General features: G+C 47.4%; 17 protein-coding genes and 1 pseudogene. 14 read left to right on the forward strand and 4 right to left on the reverse strand.

From position 1 onward, the window contains the following. Positions 1-173 precede the first annotated feature (173 nt). Positions 174-635 (reverse strand): MarR family transcriptional regulator, encoded by a 462-nt coding sequence (locus MHI55_RS03690; RefSeq protein WP_017690799.1) that lies wholly within the window; start codon positions 633-635, stop codon positions 174-176. A gap of 347 nt (positions 636-982) precedes the next feature. Here MHI55_RS03690 and MHI55_RS03695 point away from each other — a divergent pair, with 347 nt between their 5' ends. The 8 genes and pseudogenes from MHI55_RS03695 (at position 983) to MHI55_RS03730 (ending at position 8762) form a co-directional block, all read left to right on the forward strand. Then, positions 983-2314, forward strand: a complete 1332-nt coding sequence (locus MHI55_RS03695; RefSeq protein WP_340388875.1) for an MFS transporter — start codon at positions 983-985, stop codon at positions 2312-2314. Between the two features lie 207 nt (positions 2315-2521). Beyond that, positions 2522-3871 (forward strand): hypothetical protein, encoded by a 1350-nt coding sequence (locus MHI55_RS03700; RefSeq protein WP_340388877.1) that lies wholly within the window; start codon positions 2522-2524, stop codon positions 3869-3871. A 49-nt stretch (positions 3872-3920) separates the two neighbouring features. Continuing rightward, positions 3921-5222 carry a hypothetical protein gene (locus MHI55_RS03705; RefSeq protein WP_340388879.1) on the forward strand — a complete coding sequence of 434 codons (1302 nt, stop codon included), beginning with the start codon at positions 3921-3923 and terminating at the stop codon, positions 5220-5222. A 151-nt stretch (positions 5223-5373) separates the two neighbouring features. Next, complete coding sequence (locus MHI55_RS03710; RefSeq protein ID WP_340388881.1) at positions 5374-5637, forward strand: AbrB family transcriptional regulator; 264 nt, start codon at positions 5374-5376, stop codon at positions 5635-5637. Then, positions 5634-5975 (forward strand): annotated as a pseudogene (locus MHI55_RS03715) (type II toxin-antitoxin system death-on-curing family toxin). The gene MHI55_RS03710 and the pseudogene MHI55_RS03715 overlap by 4 nt, the downstream one beginning before the upstream one ends. Positions 5976-6265: 290 nt before the next feature. Further along, positions 6266-6997, forward strand: coding sequence for an ABC transporter ATP-binding protein (locus MHI55_RS03720; RefSeq protein ID WP_036614152.1), 732 nt, complete (start codon positions 6266-6268; stop codon positions 6995-6997). A gap of 21 nt (positions 6998-7018) precedes the next feature. Then, complete coding sequence (locus MHI55_RS03725) at positions 7019-8266, forward strand: ABC transporter permease (RefSeq protein WP_340388883.1); 1248 nt, start codon at positions 7019-7021, stop codon at positions 8264-8266. A 112-nt stretch (positions 8267-8378) separates the two neighbouring features. After that, positions 8379-8762 carry a hypothetical protein gene (locus tag MHI55_RS03730; RefSeq protein ID WP_051447349.1) on the forward strand — a complete coding sequence of 128 codons (384 nt, stop codon included), beginning with the start codon at positions 8379-8381 and terminating at the stop codon, positions 8760-8762. 142 nt (positions 8763-8904) lie between these two features. Here MHI55_RS03730 and MHI55_RS03735 read toward each other — a convergent pair whose 3' ends face one another. Then, positions 8905-10173 carry an NAD(P)/FAD-dependent oxidoreductase gene (locus MHI55_RS03735; RefSeq protein WP_338707706.1) on the reverse strand — a complete coding sequence of 423 codons (1269 nt, stop codon included), beginning with the start codon at positions 10171-10173 and terminating at the stop codon, positions 8905-8907. Positions 10174-10368: 195 nt separating this feature from the next. On the opposite strand from MHI55_RS03735, the gene MHI55_RS03740 reads away from it, so the two are divergent. The 3 genes from MHI55_RS03740 to nadE all read left to right on the forward strand — a co-directional run bounded on the left by MHI55_RS03740 (position 10369) and on the right by nadE (position 13665). Beyond that, positions 10369-12063 carry an ATP-binding protein gene (locus MHI55_RS03740; RefSeq protein WP_340388885.1) on the forward strand — a complete coding sequence of 565 codons (1695 nt, stop codon included), beginning with the start codon at positions 10369-10371 and terminating at the stop codon, positions 12061-12063. Between the two features lie 222 nt (positions 12064-12285). Continuing rightward, complete coding sequence (locus MHI55_RS03745) at positions 12286-12720, forward strand: BrxA/BrxB family bacilliredoxin (protein WP_017690788.1); 435 nt, start codon at positions 12286-12288, stop codon at positions 12718-12720. Between the two features lie 135 nt (positions 12721-12855). Continuing rightward, positions 12856-13665 (forward strand): ammonia-dependent NAD(+) synthetase, encoded by an 810-nt coding sequence (nadE, locus tag MHI55_RS03750; RefSeq protein WP_017690787.1) that lies wholly within the window; start codon positions 12856-12858, stop codon positions 13663-13665. A gap of 159 nt (positions 13666-13824) precedes the next feature. Here the strand turns inward: nadE and MHI55_RS03755 are convergent, their stop codons facing one another. Next, complete coding sequence (locus MHI55_RS03755) at positions 13825-14640, reverse strand: alpha/beta fold hydrolase (protein ID WP_282319487.1); 816 nt, start codon at positions 14638-14640, stop codon at positions 13825-13827. A 250-nt stretch (positions 14641-14890) separates the two neighbouring features. Between MHI55_RS03755 and acpS the strand changes: the two genes are divergently transcribed. Further along, positions 14891-15289, forward strand: a complete 399-nt coding sequence (acpS, locus tag MHI55_RS03760; RefSeq protein ID WP_076216711.1) for a holo-ACP synthase — start codon at positions 14891-14893, stop codon at positions 15287-15289. Positions 15290-15318: 29 nt separating this feature from the next. Continuing rightward, positions 15319-16686: an A/G-specific adenine glycosylase gene (gene mutY, locus MHI55_RS03765; protein ID WP_036668232.1), complete on the forward strand. Its 1368-nt coding sequence runs from the start codon at positions 15319-15321 to the stop codon at positions 16684-16686. A 310-nt stretch (positions 16687-16996) separates the two neighbouring features. Here the strand turns inward: mutY and MHI55_RS03770 are convergent, their stop codons facing one another. Then, complete coding sequence (locus tag MHI55_RS03770) at positions 16997-17608, reverse strand: superoxide dismutase (RefSeq protein WP_339189937.1); 612 nt, start codon at positions 17606-17608, stop codon at positions 16997-16999. A 420-nt stretch (positions 17609-18028) separates the two neighbouring features. Between MHI55_RS03770 and MHI55_RS03775 the strand changes: the two genes are divergently transcribed. Continuing rightward, positions 18029-18454 (forward strand): GNAT family N-acetyltransferase, encoded by a 426-nt coding sequence (locus tag MHI55_RS03775; RefSeq protein WP_017690782.1) that lies wholly within the window; start codon positions 18029-18031, stop codon positions 18452-18454. Positions 18455-18661: the final 207 nt, after the last annotated feature.

Below are 18661 nucleotides of genomic sequence, written 5' to 3' on the forward strand. Positions count from 1 at the left end.
GAGACACGTTATTTCCCGAAATCACCTGAAAAACACGTTGTAAACGGCTGTTTATCCAAAGATAGCGTGTGTCAGATTCCTTAAAATGCTGCGAGCGCTTCAGACCCCTGAATAAGACGTCACAGGTTCGTTAGCGTTAGCGCTCCCGCTTTCGACAGGTTTTAAGATACGCTCTAGCTGCTCGCTGATAAACGGTCTGCGGAATGTGCAAGTCTTCCCAAGAGTTCGGACAGCAATTCCTTGTCTTCCTCACTTAGTCCACTTACCGCCCGATCAATCTTCAACGCATAACCTGGATAGATGTCATCCATGGTGCGCTGTCCTTCTTCGGTCAGTTCCACAAAGATGATACGTCTGTCTTGCGGACAATGTTTGCGGTGTAACAATCCTTTTTGCTCCAGCTTATCGATCACATAGGTCACATTACCACTTTGCAGCAGAAGTTGTGCGCCAACCTGTTGAATCGGCTGAGCTCCTTTCATATATAACACTTCGAGTACCCCGTACGCGGTGGGGTTGAAGCCATGCACTTTGCTTCCGGATACAGCGTGTTCATTCACGCTCTTGAATGTCTGGGCCAAGGTGCGGTACAGATGAAGTGAACGTTCGGTTCCGATTTCTTGTAATTCCAGCATGCTGATCCCGCCTTTTCAGATTAGTTTTATAAGTTGAAATGATGAAGAGGGGTCCTCTCCGTTATGCTGTTCATGTAAAAGAGTATTTCAACTTATATGAGTTGGTTAGTTATGTTTGACGATTCAGGTTGTCGCCATGGTTTAATTGTAAACTTCTATTTCTACGAAAAACATGCGATATGTCACAAGATTTGCATTTTTAGCATTTAAAATTTGATCATTCATCATACTGAAAAATCATCCTTCAGATGTCGCTTTTTCTCCGCCTCTGGCAGGAGGTCGAGTCAAGGGTTGCTCTATATAATGAGTTCATACTATGAATTGGAAGATAATGGAGGAGAAGAAGGATGGCAAGTGATATAACGTTTGAAGGACAACGACCGCTGAAGAATAACCGATCTTTTGTAACATTGATGGTGGCACAGGGCATTTCCAATCTGGGTGATTGGCTGCATCTGCTCGCAATTCTGACCCTCGTGGGTATCCGCTGGAATGCAACGCCATGGGAGATTACATTTGTCACACTTTCCGCAGCACTACCCATTCTGTTGACAGGGCCATTCGCAGGCACGCTTGCAGATCGCCTGAACCGAAAATGGCTGATGATTGTAGCTGATGGTGCACGGGTTATCATCGTGGGTGCGTTAATTTTTGCTGATCAGATCTGGCACGTCTACATACTGCTTGTCCTCAAATCCCTGTTTGATGTAATCTTCTCTCCGGCCAAAAACGGAAAGCTGAAGGAAATTGTACCTCGCGAACAGCTTGCCCAAGCTGTATCCATCAGCTCGGTGATCGAACAGATGTCCAAAATTATTGGTCCAGCGCTTGGCGGACTTTTGGTAGCCGCCTTTGGAATTACCTGGTGTTTTGTTCTCGATTCAGCGTCTTTTCTGATCTCCGGCATCATTTTATTGTGGATTCCTGGAACTCGGGTGATCCAAACCGCAATTCATAACGTAACAGAAGTAGAGGAAGAGCCAGCTGGGGATGTTCGCAACCGCTCAAAAGGATCTTTTTGGAAAGAAACACTGGAGGGTATCCGCATGCTTGCATCTCTCCCTCATGTAGGAACGTCTCTGATTTTGCTTGCTTCAGCCATACTTTTTCTGCAATTTGCCGATTCACAGACTGTGGTGTTATTCAGACAACTTCCCGGAATTTCAACTGATCTGCTGGGATGGTGCGTGGCAGCAAGTGGCGCAGGTACATTAATTGCAGCGATGAGTGTACGGAAGTGGAAGCATGCAGGGCATGTTTTGAAAATGGGTCTGGGTACCACACTCATGGGTCTGGTTATCGGCGGAGCCGGAGTTATTGTTGGGATTTGGCCGCACGCCGGGCTAGGTGCCAATCTGTTGTTAGTATCCCTCTTTGCCCTGGCAGGTGTCGGAATTGGGTTTGCAATTGTCCCCTTTCAGATCCTGTTGCAGGAACAGACACCTGAGGCGATGACAGGCAGGGTATTTGGAACGGTAGGCAGCGTGATGACAGCCAGTAATATTATGGGCCCGGTGGTAGGCGGATTTATGGTCACCTCATTTGGTGTAGTGCCGGCTTTTGTCTGTTCAGGCATTTTGCTGACCCTGCTTGGGTTGATTTATTTGATGAAACGTAGCGGGGAAAAAGCCGATCTGAATGGCTCCATTGCAGCCAAGACCATGATTGCAGGTGACTGAAAACAGGCCGGATCTGCTCAGGTTAGAACAGTTAAAATGAAGATTTGAATTTACTTCAAATTTTAAGTTTATGATCGGAAAGCGTTTGAGTAAACGCCTTCACGTTTAATGAGGAACAGGCAGAAATCCCTGTATTGTAATTATTCCTAGGGGAAAACTCATATGACTTGTCCCACCAACGCATTAGCGGAAAGGGGGTGAAGCAACTTGAATGTAAAGTTACCAAAATCGATTGTGCGTCTTGGAAGCATACCACTGGCAATACTTGCCGGGACTTTGATGCTGGGGTTTGGATCGTCACATGTATACGCAGACGAGGCTCAGGTATCTTCTGAAAAACCTTCCAGCGGATTGTCGCTCAGTTTGTTTTCACGTGATTCGGATGGCGGGTTGAACCTGACTCCGTCGGTATCGGTATCCACACCACTGCTGGATGTTGAAGTTCCTTCGATCAAAGCGAATGAATCGACAGGTAAGCTGAGTGTATCTGAGCTAAAAGTAGATACACCGCTTGGATCGGCCGGAACATCAGAGATTGGGATTGATGCGAAGAAGGGAACCGTCGAACTGCCGTCTGTACAGGCGGATACACCGGTGATCAAAGCCGATGTATCAAGCAGTCAGGTGAACCTCAACGAAGGTACAGCTTCCTTGCCTGGTGTTACCGCAGAGGTACCCGATGTGATCAAGGCAGAGATGTCTCCTGTGAAAACAGATCTTCGGCAGGGTAAGGTTGAATTGCCTTCCGTGAAGGTGGATGTACCTGAAGTTACTTCGGTCAATATCTCTTCATCCCGTGTGGATCTGAGTAAGGGAAATGTACAGTTGCCTTCTGTGAAAGCAGAAGTTCCAGTTGTAGACGTATCCGCTGAACTCAATCCTGATCAGGAAAAGGTGGAGATTCCAAGTGTGAAGCTGGAACCGCCTGTAGTCACTCCGGAAAAGCCGACGCTCGTCAAAACACCGAATGTTGAAATTTCCAATACGAGTGCACTCGCAGATCCTGTTTCACCACAGAACAACGAGGAAGGACAGGACGCAATACAGGTTACGGGTAAAGTGATTGAAGTCGCCTCGGAACCAATAGTACGTCCAGAACAACCTGTTGTCCCGCAGGCATTGCCTATGGAAGGAACCGATCTGACGCAGGATTCCGATGTTAATGCAGGTTTGCCTGATAACGAGTTATTCCTCGTAGATCAGATAACTGCTAAACCAGCTGTCACTGAACAAGTGCAGAGTAACAAGGAAGCCGATCTGAAACAAGATAATGCTGATGCAACATCTCCATTGCAACCTCGCACAGAACGACCAACAAGTTGGTCTGTTGCAGCAACTTCTCCCGGAGCAGCTAATGCTTCCGCAGGGACAAACTCCGGTTCGTCCGGTGTAACTGGAGGTGGAGCAACCGCTCCAGCCGCTGCACTTCCGGGAGCAGCAACAGGTCTGGTTACGCCAGATTACGATTTTGCCTTCCGAATGGAACGGCTCGATGGGTTCAGTCAATGGTCACAGGCACCACCTGGGCGGCCGCCGCAATATACCTCTTTCTCTTAGGCAACAATGGCGTTAATTCAACCAAAATTGAGAAGGAGTGTATATAATCATGAAAAAAGTGAATCGTTGGGTAAAATTGTCGGTATTGTCGGGTACGTTGGTGGCTGGATTGCTGGGAGCTTCGCAGGCAACTTACGCAGATAGCTATAGCAGTAACAGCAGTGGTAATCTGGATCTAAATGCAGGTTTGCGCCTGGAGCTGGGATCTCTTCTGTCAGGACACCGTGACACAGGTTACGGTAACCATGGTAGCTACGGAGGTTCATCCAGTGCAACTGGAGCATTGAATCTGGATCTTGGCCTTAATGCCGGCTTATCTTCCGAGAGTATGAACCGTTACAATGATCGTTCTTCTGACCACACAGTTGAGCGTAGCAGTTCTGGCAAGCTGGGCCTTGGCCTCAATGCCAATGTGTCGGGAGAAGGTACAACGATGAGCGACTATTCAAAAGGCGGCGATGATCGGAACGTGAACACCAGCTACGCGAGTGAAAGCCGTGGAGCACTGGGTCTTGGTCTGAACGTGAATGCCGAAGGAGAGAGTGCAGCGATGACTCAATCCGAACGCAACAATAGCGTGAATGACCGTGAGCGTAACGTAAACAGTAGCACTGCGAGCGAAAGCGGTGGCGCACTGGATCTCGGTCTAAATGCAAAAGTCGAAGGAGAGAGTGCAACGATGACTCAATCTGAACGCAATAACAGCGTGAAAGACGGCGAGCGTAATGTGAACAGTAGCTATGCGAGCGAAAGCCGTGGAGCGCTGGATCTGGGTCTGAACGCAAAAGCTGAAGGAGAGAGTGCAACAATGGCTCAATCCGAACGCAACAGCAGCGTGAAAGACAGCGAGCGTAACACTAACAGCAGCTATGCGAGCGAAAGTCGTGGAGCGCTGGGTCTCGGTCTGAACGTGAATGCCGAAGGAGAGAGTGCAACGATGGCTCAATCCGAACGCAACAGTTACGTGAATGACCGTGAGCGTAACGTAAACAGTAGCACTGCGAACGAAAGCCGTGGAGCACTGGATCTAGGTCTTAACGCAAAAGCAGAAGGAGAGAGTGCAACGATGGCTCAATCCGAACGCAACAGTTACGTGAATGACCGTGAGCGTAACGTAAACAGTAGCACTGCGAACGAAAGCCGTGGAGCACTGGATCTGGGTCTGAACGCGAATGCAGAAGGAGAGAGTGCGACTTGGACTCAATCTGAACGCAACAACAGCGTGAAAGACAGCGAGCGTAACGTGAACAGCAGCTATGCGAGCGAAAGCCGCGGCGCACTGGTTCTGGATCTGAACGTGGATGCGGATGCAGAGAGTGAAACTACATCTGTGGTGGAGACAAATCGTTAATATGAGATTTTCACTGTAATATGAAGAAGCAGGGGCTCCGGAACCACTGCTTCTTTTTTTGCATTTCAAAATTCGAAATAATATACAAATTGATAAAAGTTCCACTATAATTGTTATAACAATTAAATAGTATTACTAGAGGTAGTAATGAATGAATAGGGTGAGTAAGATGGAACGAAAAGTAAAGAAATTCGGTAATAGTCTTGGATTAACAATGACAGATGCCTTCAAACAAATTGGTCTTGAGCAAGGCGATATGGTTCAAATCGAGGTAAATCAGTCTAATGGGGAGATTATTATTAAAAAGTCTGCAAAAGTTAATTTGCCTAACGGAATCAGTAGTGATTTTATGGATACATTGGCTGATGTGATGGGTGAATATGATCAAACCTTGAAAGGTCTCAAGGACAGATGATCATGACCCGGTATTTGAGTATTCAAGAGGTTATTGCGATCAACGTCGCTATGATTAAGCGTTACAGTCCTGGAGAGCAGATTGGAGTTAAAGATTCTGGTCTGCTTGAATCTGCTGTGATCTTTCAATCTTTGGGCTAAAACCATCCTTTTCATAATGCTAATAAAAGAACGGCTTTTACCGCATTGGTAATCTTTCTACGTTATAACAATGTGTATCTTAAGATGGATCAAACTTTTGCTGAGGACTTTACTGTTGATATGGTGAACCACAAGTTCACATTTGAACAACTAGTCTCAATTATTCGTACATACTATGTTACTGAAAATGAAATATAATAGTAAGCAATAAGTCATTCATTACTATGATTTATTGCTTTATTTTTTTAAGAAAAGAACAACGTTCAAATAATCAAACACGCATCCCAAAATATATATTTACACGATAACGTAGAGGACAGAAAGAACCTGAAGAAGCGAAGCGTTCGCCTTTATCCCCCGATTTTAACATTTGTGATATTGATTCAAAAAATCGGGGGATAACAGTGATCGGAAGGTTGTTCTGTCATCGGAGTGGCAAGTGTAAATAGTCTTTAGTTCAAGCCCGAATCAGAACAGGAGTGTTCGATATGAAGATAGAGCATGAAGGTACAACTATACAGGAGTCCATATTGGACGTACATATTACAGAGGCAGGATACGAGCCGGGACAATCGACCATACGCAATATTCGAATGAATGTGGCACGAGGAGAGTTGGTAGGTATTATCGGACCCAATGGTGCGGGCAAAAGTACCACAATCAAAACGCTTCTTGGTCTGCTGGAACATGCGAACTATGAAGTGACGATTGGGGGAGATGGTCGTTATGCCTATATCCCGGAGCAACCGGTTTTTTATGAATATATGACCCTATGGGAACATCTTGATCTGGCGGCAGCGGCGTATGAAATGGAGGAAGAAGCTTTTGTTGCAAGAGCGGAGGAACTGTTGGTTCGTTTCGGCATGGACCATGTTCGAAATGATCTTCCGGCCAGTTTCTCAAAGGGCATGCGGCAGAAAATGATGCTGATGATCGGATTTCTGTCTTCACCGGATATCTATATTGTGGACGAGCCGTTCATCGGACTGGACCCTCGTGCAACCAAGGATTTTCTAAAATTACTTGATGATGAACGTCGCCGCGGCGCGGGTGTGCTTATGTCTACGCATGTACTGGATACCGCTGAACGAATCTGCGACCGGTTTATTCTGATTGCTTCGGGCAGATCTGCTGCCGAGGGAACATTGGATGAGATCCGTGAAGTGGCAGGATTGCCGGAAGCCTCTTTGTTTGACTGTTTTGATGTACTGACGTCTTAGATAGAGAGAGGGTGAGAGAGAATGGAGACTTCCCAGCGTTATACCCCACTTCGTTTATACAGACGAAGACGCAAAGAACATTTCAGGGAACAGATGAAAAATCTCAGACTCGTCGTGGATTGGACCGTGTGGGTATATTTGCTTGTTCCGGGTCTGTTCTATCTGATTGGATGGTACACGAGTCTGTGGACCAAACCGCTGCCTGCATGGGCGACAGGATTACCGCTCCCCGTACTGACTGGGCTGATCGACGTGGTTATGCTTACCGGTGGTGTGTTGATATTTGTGGAGGAAGCGGATGTATTGTTTTTGAAATCAAGACCGTTGTGGATGCGAACGCTAATGAGGCAAGGGCTCTACCGGTCCTGTCTGCAACATCTGGGCAAAATGATCCTGATTACAGCGCTGACCGCACCCCTGTGGTCCCGTGTCTATGAGATGTCGAATCTCCAGATAGCACTTATGGCTGTCTGGTTTGGTGCGGTAGCTTCATTCCAAGCCATAACACTACATATGACGAAGGTTCGACATACTGGATGGCGACGCTGGATTCAGATGATCCCTCTCGTCATTGGCATAGGTTACATGACCATTCATGCGACATCATGGATGCATGGACAGACGTGGAAAATCAGTTTTGGAATCGTAATTATCATGCTTCTTCTAATTACAGTTGGACAGATGAGGCTATTGATGAAGGGAACGTTTGAAGGGGATGTGCGGGAGGATCTGCGGAGCAGGCTGCAGCTTACAGCTCTAATGTTAAGCCGGGCGGTGAGCAAGCCGAAAGCCCCACGAACACGGTCCATCATCTTCCGTAAACCGCGTAAACTGTTACGTAATCGTTCCATCGCGAATCGGACAGCGGAGATTGCATTCAAGGCATTTTTCCGAAACTCGGCCACGATGAAATTGTATCTGCAGCTAGGCGGACTATCCATCGCAGCAGTTGCATTACCACCTTTTCCGGTCAATGTCATTGTGTGTGCGTTATTAATCATCATGTTGACGGTGATGTTTTATCGTTCCTGGGATGTTTTTGCCACGTCCGACTATGTTCAGCTTATAACGTATGACACGGAGGCGCTGCATCTTGCAGGTTCAATGATGGTTCGGATGTTGTTTGTCCCGATTGGTATTCTTATGGGATTCACGCTGGGATTGGCTTGGCTCGGCTGGATCGTCGGTATTCTGACAGCTGCAGGTGCGGTGGCCTTCGGACTCTGCGTCTTATCTATTGCCGGATGGGTCCGGCTGACCCGGGGCTAAAGGAATTCCTTTCTAATTCGGAGCATATCGTGCGCTATATCTGCCCATGCTATAGAAGAAGAATCTCATCTATGGATGATGAGAGATTAGCTGTAGCAAGGAGGAAGAGACGATGATGGATAATAGCGAACTACAGGTGCACTTTTCAGACGATTCAGCGTTGAATGCCGCCAGGGCAACCTTGGAGGAATTGGGATATAAGCCGTATCAGTCCGGCCCGCTGGAACTGTACATCCCCACAGATCGCCAAGATCCTCAGTCTGCCGTAGAGATTGTACAATCTCATGGAGGAAGTGCCGTGTTTGCCTCGCAAACGGAAGAACTGGATCAGTTTCAGAATATATCGATTCCGGCTCATCTCGTGAATGAAGACTGGCATGAGGGTTATGCGAGCCAAAACCAGGGAAGCCAGGCTGAGCAAGGCAGACATAACTATAGCGATGACCCGACATACGATGATTCGGCTGATGGATTTTCAGGCAGTGTGAAAGCATAGAAGCATCACAAGCTAAGAGCAGTTCGAGCTAATTTTTCTAAAATGGAACAATGCCCAAAAACCCCGATCGTCCACAATAGTGGATATCGGGGTTTTTGGCATCTGAGCTAATTCATTATCGGGTTAAAAGGTGTAATACCTATTATGATGTAACGTGTTTATATTCAGCTGCATGCATGCCAGCCGTGTATCCTGTGGAGAATGCAGCGGTGATATTATACCCTCCGGTGTAGCCGTGAATATCCAAAACTTCACCGCAAAAGAATAGTCCAGGCAGCAGCTTGGATTCCATTGTTTTTGGGTATATCTCCTTTAAGTGGATTCCTCCCCCAGTAACAAAGGCTTCTTTGAGCGATCTCGTTCCGTCTGCACGGAAGGTAAAAGCTTTCATTAGCCCACACAAGTTGCTTAACATACCTTTGGGGAAATGGTGGAACGTGAGGTCATCGCTGATCTCTGCCCGTTTCATCATTAAGGGAATCATGCGTTCAGGAACCCATGTTTTTAAAATATTTTTGACAGCCTTGCGGGACTCTTGTTCCAATACCTGTTGCACCTGTGCTTCCAATGCACCTGGGGACAGCTCCGGGAACAAATCAATGCTCATAATGACCTGTGGGTTTCCAGACTTCATCTGAACCTTGCGGATAAATTGGCTGCAACGCAGTGCGACGGGTCCGGACACTCCAAAATGCGTGAAGATCATATCCCCGCGATGAGAGATGACTGTTTTTCCTTTGGCATCTACTACGGATAGAGCGATATCCCTTAAAGACAAACCTTGCAGTTCTTTAGACTGAATCCAACTCTCTCCAGACACAATGGGTACTTCGGTCGGATATAACTCCGTTATCGTGTGACCCGCAGCCTCAGCCCAAGGATAACCATCTCCGGTAGATCCCGTTTGGGGTACGGACTTGCCGCCGGTAGCGATGATGACAGAGCGCCCAAGAATGGTTTTACCGGATATCAATTTAACACCTTGTATCTGCTGACCATTCTGAATAATTTCCTTGACCGGTTCTTTGGTGCGAATCTCAACGCCGAGGGAGACAATCTTGCCAACCAGCGCATCCACAACTGTTTTGGCTTTATCGGTTACAGGGAACATTCTGCCGTTGTCTTCTTCTTTCAGGGCAATTCCGAGATTCTCGAAGAAACGCATGATTCCCTGGTTGTCCAAATTTTGAAACGAACTATATAAAAAGCGTCCATTACCCGGAATATGTCGGATGAGTTCATCCGTTTCCTTGGCATTGGTTACATTGCATCGACCTCCGCCAGAGATGCCGAGTTTACGACCCAGTTGATCTCCTTTATCCAGCAGAAGCACGGAGGCTCCATGCTCGGCAGCAGCAACGCAAGCCATCAGGCCCGCAGATCCACCACCAATTACAATGACATCATACATATGTTATTACCCTCTTTTTTCATTGATTTTGTCTGTTTTACGTAAAATGTGTCTACTCCTGGCTTTTTCTGAAATATAATGGAGTTATGAGCAGTTCTATTGTGCAGTCTTAAGGGATATATTGTAATATACTGTCGCCTATGTTTTAATCAGAAATACATGAGGGAATGTGCAGGCAGAGGAGGAGATGGCATTGTGGTTGCGTTAAAGGACATGCTTTTACAAGTACTGCTGGCAGGGTCGGCGGTATTTCTGATTCCCTTATTCCGTCTGGTACTCTCCAAGCGGGCTATTGCTAGAATGGAACATGCCGGAACTGTTCATACCAGTTTTGCTGTGACAAGTGCCCTGAGCATGTTATTGTGTCTGCTGTTTGCGCTCTATGCAAGCCCGGTGGCCGTACCCATATCATTAAGCATCGTACCTGTGATACTTGTTATTTTGTATTGTAAGTCCGCTATAGGCCTAACGCTGTCCATTCTACATATTCTCTTCTATTTTCTTTTTGCGCATCCCTATGATCTGTACGGATTTCTCCTTCATACGGGCATTCTTCTCTATCCTATTGTATGGTTGTCTGCCAAACGATTCAAGCATAATACACCTTCACGCAAAATGGCGATCCTCATCATCCTGATTACAATGGAACTGATTGTAACGAGTCTGTTATGGATCGCATCCCTCCAGAATGAATCCACATACTCTGCGACCTACATGATACTTACAGCACTTGGATATACCGCTGGAGCCATTGTTGCGGGCAGTCTGAGTCTGCTATGGCTGGAACGGATGAAGCACTATCGCGGGCTGGAGCAGCATCTCTCGGAAGTCCACCACCGATACATAGCCGAAACGGAGAAACTTCATCAGATTCTGAACGCAGTGCCTCTCTCCATTGCCACCGTAGATAAACAAGGCACAGTGATATTTGTCAATGAGATGATGGAGCAAACCGCAAGGGAGCAGCTACCATGTACGTCCACGCCTGATCTCATTGGACAGCCTGCCAGTCAATTTGTTGAACAAGGTCAGGCGGATAAGATGGATAAAAGCATTCGCAGAGCCGTCGTTCATGGTGAGATTAGTGGGTTGACCGTTCGTTACGGTGCACACGTATTTCAGTCCCGAACCGTACCGATTTATGCCTTTTCAACAGAGTCTGCGAGAGAAGTTACAGGAGCCATGCTGATTATTCAGGATATCACGGAGCTTGAGATGTTGCGAAGTGAACTGGATAATGTGGATCGTCTCAGTCTGGTGGGGCAGATGGCTGCAAGCATTACGCATGAAGTGCGTAATCCAATGGCGGTTGTACGTGGTTTTCTTCAACTCATGCAGGAGAAGAGTCCAGATTCCCTCGATCATTACTACCGGATCGTCCTGGAAGAATTGGATCGGGCGAATAGTATCATTAATGATTTTCTATCGCTGGCCCAGGATCGGATTGCGGAAAAAGAGGAATCCCAGCTGCATGATATCATTCATGAACTCAGTCCATTGTTGTGGGCCGATGCGAACCTGCGTGGTCAGAGTATTGAACTTATGCTGGACCATAATGTACCGAAGTTGCACCTCAATCCAAAGGAAATCAAACAGGTGGTACTCAATCTGGCCCGTAACGGGATGGAAGCCATGAATGAGAAGGGCGTGCTTACGCTGGAGACGCGGATAGTCGATGACAAAGTGGAACTGTGTGTACGTGACACAGGGCCTGGTCTACCCAGAGTGAAGAAGGAAAAGCTGTTTGAACCTTTCTATACGACAAAAGCCAAGGGAACCGGACTTGGATTGTCCATGTGCCTAAGTATTGTGGAACGACATAATGGAACCATTACTGTGGAATCGGAGGAAGGACAGGGCACGACCTTCAAAGTGGCATTTGAACGTTAGTCATTCAGCATATTTTGCCAGACATTGAGACATAATATTATGGAAGAAGCCTTTCCGCAGGCGGTTTCTGAATCTTGCTTTCATTGCTTATGGATGTATAATAGGAATAGCACATCATTACATCCATAATGTTCGATATGAATGTAACGTTGTTTTGGAGAGTTTATTGGCCTTTAATTTTATCGAGATCATAGAACAACCATTTATAAGGAGTGAAACCGAATGTCGATGTCATTTGATCAATACATGAAAGATATGGTTCAACCGATGCGGGATGATTTAACTCGTCTAGGAATCCAGGAGTTGCGTACTCCTGAAGAAGTGGAAGCAAGTCTTCCGGATGCAAAAGGAACAGCGCTGGTTGTCATTAACTCTGTCTGCGGATGTGCCGCAGGTCAATGTCGCCCAGGTGTGTCCCAAGCACTGCAGCACGATATTACACCGGATCACCTGTACACTGTATTTGCTGGTCAGGACAAAGAAGCAACTGCAAAAGCACGTGAATTCTTTGCACCGTATCCTCCATCTTCACCGTCCATCGCTCTGATGAAAGACGGAGAACTCGTTCACTTTATCGAGCGTCATCAAGTGGAAGACCGTTCTGCAGAGGATATTGCGGCTGATCTCAAAAGTGCATTTGACCGTTACTGCCGTTAATTCCAATAGAACGCCCCGCCCTTCGGATCACCGATGCCGGGGCGTTTCATTTTGGATAGATAAGGTTATTGAACCATTCGGACCTTTCAAGCTGGACATCAAATTTCATTCATTTAGAAACGGGGTGTGTGAACGATGAGTTTGCAACAACAGATCATCGCTGAATTGAAGGTTAAACCAAGCATTAATGAAGAAGAGGAAGTACGCAAGCGTGTTGATTTTCTGAAGACGTATGTGAAAAATGCGGGTGCCAAGGGTTTGCTGATTGCGATCAGCGGCGGTATTGACAGTGCAGTGGCTACGGCGCTTTGCAAAAAAGCGACGGACGAGCTTACGCAAGAGAACAATCAAGAGTACAAAACGCTTGGTGTGTTCCAACCTTATGGTGAACAATCCGATATCGACCACAGCTACGCTGTAGCCAAAGCATACGATCTGAAGCATGTCGTGGAAACCAATATCGAAGATGCAGTGAACGAGATTGCGCTGGAAGTGGAGCAAGGTTTCAAATCCTTGGGTAGCCCACGTCATATGACTCACCAAGGCAAAGGTAATGTCAAAGCGAGAACTCGTATGGTTATGCAATATGCGCTTTCGTTTGAAGAAAACCTGCTCGTTGTAGGTACGGATCACGCTTCTGAAGCCATTACAGGCTTCTATACCAAATGGGGCGACGGTGCTGTGGATATCACACCACTGAGCACCCTGAACAAACGTCAGGTACGCCAGCTGGCAGCATATCTGAACGTGCCACAGGCTGTTTTGGACAAAGCACCATCGGCAGGGCTATGGGAAGGTCAGACGGACGAAGATGAGCTGGGAATTTCGTATGAAGCGAACAGCGACTATCTCGAAGGCAAACAGATCGATCCGGCTGCACAAGAGCGCCTTGAAGCGTTCTATACGCGTACACATCACAAACGCAATGCCATTCCTGGTATCTAATACGGATGAATGAGCATGATTGATATAGGCTGTTAACACCAACATTGAAATAACGTCCCTCTTAGGGAATGCAAAAGAGTCACTGCTCACGCAGTGACTCTTTTGTTATGTGGAGCAAGAAACCGCAAAAATCCAGGTGATTACTATATTAAAGATGAGTTAACTATTCCAGTCTTTGATCTGTTGCAGGGTTTGGGTGATGGCTTGCTCCAGTTGCGGAGTGGTTTCTTTAAATGGATGTACCGTATTAAAGGTGTGATTCCCTTCAGGTACCTGGTGCCATGGGATATCAGGGCGGGCTTGAACCAGTGCGGCAGAACCGTCCCGCAGACGCTGGGGATCTTCTGTTCCCTGAATGAGTGCGACTCGCAAAGTTGAAGAAGCCAAGCGGTCAATGATAGCGTAACGTTTGCTATGCTTGTCCAGGTCTTCCAGAATAGCCACGTCCAGTGGCATCTGCTGGCTTGTTCGTCCGTTAACGACATGGCTACGGCCATGCGTACGCATTTCTTCTTTTTGCTCCGCTGTGAAGAGATCCAGATTGGTTACGCCATTCCAGGAGATGACACCTGCCACCTGCTCGGGATGATCCAGTGCATAGACGAGACTTACGCCCGCACCGCGGCTATGACCAACCAGGTATACAGGAAGTCCAGTGAGTTCAGGTTGTGTAGCCACATGTTCCAATACCAGGGCCAGATCGGCAAGCTCCCGGCTGTAGGTATTCACTGCGAACTTTTCAAGTTCAGAGAATTGCTCCAGATATTCGCCGATACCGTTGTGAGAGAAATTAAAGGTCAGCACATGATGCGTCTGGCTTAGCTGTGAAGCTGCATAGGGGAACATGCCCCAGTCTTTGAAGCCTTTGTATCCGTGAGACAGAACGATAACACCTTGAGCGGGTTGTTGTGCAGGGAAAAAGTCCCCGCGAATGATCGCATCTACGTCAGTGGGCAATTCAAAAGTTATGGGCATTATTCAGACCTCCTAAGAATTTCAGACGATTCCTAATTCATATTTTAGCATATATGGTAATGCGGATAGGTACTCGCTTCTGATCGCCCCTCCTGCTACAATAGAATACGTGTTCGGAGAGTTACGGATCATGTGATTGAATGGAGATCTTTTACAATGCATGTTCAAAAAGAGCGGTTTTCAGTACCAAGAAGATGGGACTTTTTGAATAACCTCTTACAGTATAAAAGATTAAGCGGGTGAAGCGTTGATGATATATGGCATAGGTAATGATGTGCTGGAGATTGGACGTATGCGGAAGCTACTGTCCGGTCGCCATGCGGAAGCTTTTCTGAAACGAATTTTAACGCCAGCAGAGCGGGAGATCGCAGTTCGTCGAGGGAAGCGGATGACGGAGTTTGTATCCGGTCGATTTGCAGCGAAAGAAGCGGTGTCTAAGGCATTTGGCTGCGGTATTGGTGGTGTCATGGGCTTCACTGACATTGAAGTGCTGCCTGATGGGACAGGACGTCCCGTGGCCTCGCTGTCCAGTCAAGCCTGGGAACGTCTGCAGCTGCCATATGATAAGCAATATGACATTCATTTGAGTATTACGCATCAGACGGAATTGGCAGCGGCCTTTGCGATCGTGGAGCAGATGGAAAAGTAGTTAGCTTGGCAATAGGAGAGGACGGAAATATGGGTTTACAGGAACAGAAACAACATTTCAGCGTGAATTTGCTGGACTGGTATATGGTCAACCGACGGGATTTGCCGTGGCGTCGCCACAACAATCCGTATTTCACATGGGTATCGGAGATTATGCTTCAGCAGACTCGGGTCGATACGGTAATTCCGTATTTCAATCGTTTTATCGGGAATTTCCCGACCGTGCAAGCGTTAGCGGAGGCACCCGAAGAGGATGTGTTGAAAAATTGGGAGGGACTCGGTTATTACTCCCGTGCACGTAATCTTCAGGCAGCTGCGAGACAAGTCATGGAGCTGCACGGAGGCGAGATGCCGCAGGACAAGCCGGCTGTCTTTGCATTAAAAGGGGTTGGCCCCTACACGGCCGGGGCCATTCTCAGCATTGCCTTCAACCAGCCGCAACCTGCGGTAGATGGCAATGTCATGCGGGTACTGTCCCGATACTTCCTCATCGATGAGGACATTATGAAGGGCAGCACCCGGGTGTTGATGGAAGAGCTCGCAGGAGAGCTCATTCCGGAAGGGCGGGCGCGTGATTTCAATCAGGCGCTGATGGAGCTTGGCGCGCTGGTGTGTACACCCAAAGCGCCGCACTGCCTGACTTGCCCGGTCATGGAGCAATGTTCCGGCCGCATCGCCGGAAGAGAGCTTACCCTGCCGGTCAAGACCAAGGCGAAGCCGCCGCGCCCTGAGCAGCGGCTGGTCGCGATTGTGGAGGGCCGCGGTGCTCATCGCGGCCAAGTGCTTGTGCGCCAGCGCCCAGACACGGGCCTGCTGGCCCGCATGTGGGAGCTGCCGCATGTGCTCGCGGCGCCCGCCGCAGCCAGCAAGAAGGCGGCGCCGCTGGCGGATGAGCCGGCCATGGCATTGCTGGCCGGCAGTCTGTGGGCGGAAGGCTTCGCTGCCCGCCCGGAAGGGCTGGCTACCCATGCGGAGCATGTGTTCAGCCACATTGTCTGGAGCCTGCAGGTGTACAAGTGTACCGAGCAGGACCAGAGCAGTGAGCTTCCGCTGATCGCAGCGGAAGCCAGAGCCGCCTACGATGCACAGGCGGCAACAAGGGAGGGCACAGCCTCATCATCAGCTGTGTCACCTGAGTCAGACACGACGCATTCATCGGAGCCAGGCACGCCTAATGCGCAGAACATCTCAACATCGCTTAACGATGGAGAGATGTTGATGTCATCATCTGATGTTAGTGACCTAGCGCTGAGCACTCCGACACTGACAGGTAAAGGCGATGGCTTGACCTACCGCTGGATCGGTCCGGAAGATATGGATAAGATGGCATTCCCGAATATCTTCCTGAAGCTGATCAGCAGTTATTTTGCTGGTGCGTATGATCAAGTGAATGATTAAATGGGGGAGCTAACGAACTCCAGAGGTCTTATCATGTGGATATACCACGATTATAAATTCTAACGAACCTGAGTGACGTTATCATAGACAAATCAACCCAAAAGTGCGTATCAAAGCCCGTATCTGGGGAAATAGCTACTCTGAGATTCGTTAGGTTCGCGATACGATGAAATATCGAGCAATAACGTGTCCTGGGTTCGTTAGAAACAAAACACCCATTAACTATAGTGATAGCAAAAAGAGAGCCTGATCACGGTCATGATGACCGAATCAGGCTCTCTTTTATGTTAACTGTTGCATGCTAACAGTCTTATTTTGCAGAAGCGTAACGTTTGTTCACTTCATCCCAGTTGATTACATTCCAGAAAGCGGAGATGTAGTCAGGACGTTTGTTTTGGTAGTTCAGGTAGTAAGCGTGCTCCCATACATCCAGACCCAGAACCGGAGTCAGACCTTCGAAGAGAGGGCTGTCTTGGTTAGGTGTGCTAGTGATGGACAACTTGCCATCTTTACCAACTACGAGCCAAGCCCAGCCGGAACCGAAACGAGTTGTAGCTGCTTTAGCGAAATCTTCTTTGAATTTATCAAAGCCACCCAGTTCGCTATCGATAGCTGCTGCGATATCGCCTGTAGGAGCGCCGCCGCCGTTAGGTCCAATGATTTCCCAGAACAAGCTGTGGTTAGCATGTCCACCACCATTGTTGCGAACCGCTGTGCGGATGCCTTCTGGCACGCTGTCAAGGTTAGCAATCAGATCTTCCAAGCTTTTTTCTTGCAGTTCAGGAGCGCTTTCCAGAGCTGCGTTCAAGTTAGTTACATAAGTATTGTGATGGCGATCGTGGTGGATTTCCATCGTTTTTGCATCGATATGTGGTTCCAGTGCGTCGTTAGCGTAAGGAAGTGCTGGTAATTGAAAAGTCATAATGAAATACCTCCTGAGATTTTAGGTTTTTTTGAAAACAGGTACATATGTAATAATACCCTTGCCACTAATATTAAACCGCATTCGAGCTAATTAAGCAACATTTTTGTTTATTAAGTCCCCCGAGGCGTTGATCTAATGATGGGCCAGAGATAACAAACATATTTTACCCTTTATGCAACTATTTATGTGTTTTCAGGCGTTTAAATAGATGAAAAGATTAATATTCGTATGTAAACGGTTACAATTAAGCGCTTTCAAAAGAAAATGCGTGTTTTATGGAGGAAAGTATGGTTTAATTGACGAAGAAGCGGTATTTTCTCGTTTTTTGTCATTATATGAACATTGGGTTTTTGGTAAAAAGGGATTCCCTTTTTGTAAAAAACCTCATCTAAGCTAACGAAAAGGGAGATTTAAGACATGCACGTTCGTTCCTTTCAGTTGAGTGATGCAAGCCAGATGACGGAGCTTCTCCAGGTTGCACTATCGGAAGAGTGTTATGAGAACACGATGGGCCCGTTTGCCCGTCAATTGTCATGGGATTCTGACCTGATCATGGTTGCGGAAGAAGAGGGAGACCTCGTAGGCGCTTTGATCGGTACGATTGATCACAACCAGGGTTGTATCTACCGTATTGCGGTACATCCAGACTATCGTCGCCGTGGAGTCGGCAAAACACTTGTCGAGGCTATGGAACAGCGGTTCCAGCAGCGTAAAGTCAGCCAAGTATGGGTGGCGGGTGATGAGCACAACAAAGTAGCCATGCCTCTATATGAAGCAATGGGTTACGGTGCCAATCAGATTATGAGCGCTTTCCAGACTCTTAGTATTTTGTCCAAAGCTTAGTTTGCATGTTTAAAAAGAAATAAAAAAAAGATTTTCATTTCATATTAGGCATATCTCTTTAACGTGTAAGAACGTGAGGGATGTGCCTTTCTATTTATATGAGTGTTCTTCACGTCATATTCCTCTGGTTTCCTCATTTTCTAACATACATCGGAGTCTCCGAATTCTATTTAAATTAACGCGATTATCCCGGCTGTATTCACGATA

This window comes from Paenibacillus sp. FSL E2-0151, from assembly GCF_037993015.1.
Classification (GTDB): domain Bacteria; phylum Bacillota; class Bacilli; order Paenibacillales; family Paenibacillaceae; genus Paenibacillus; species Paenibacillus amylolyticus.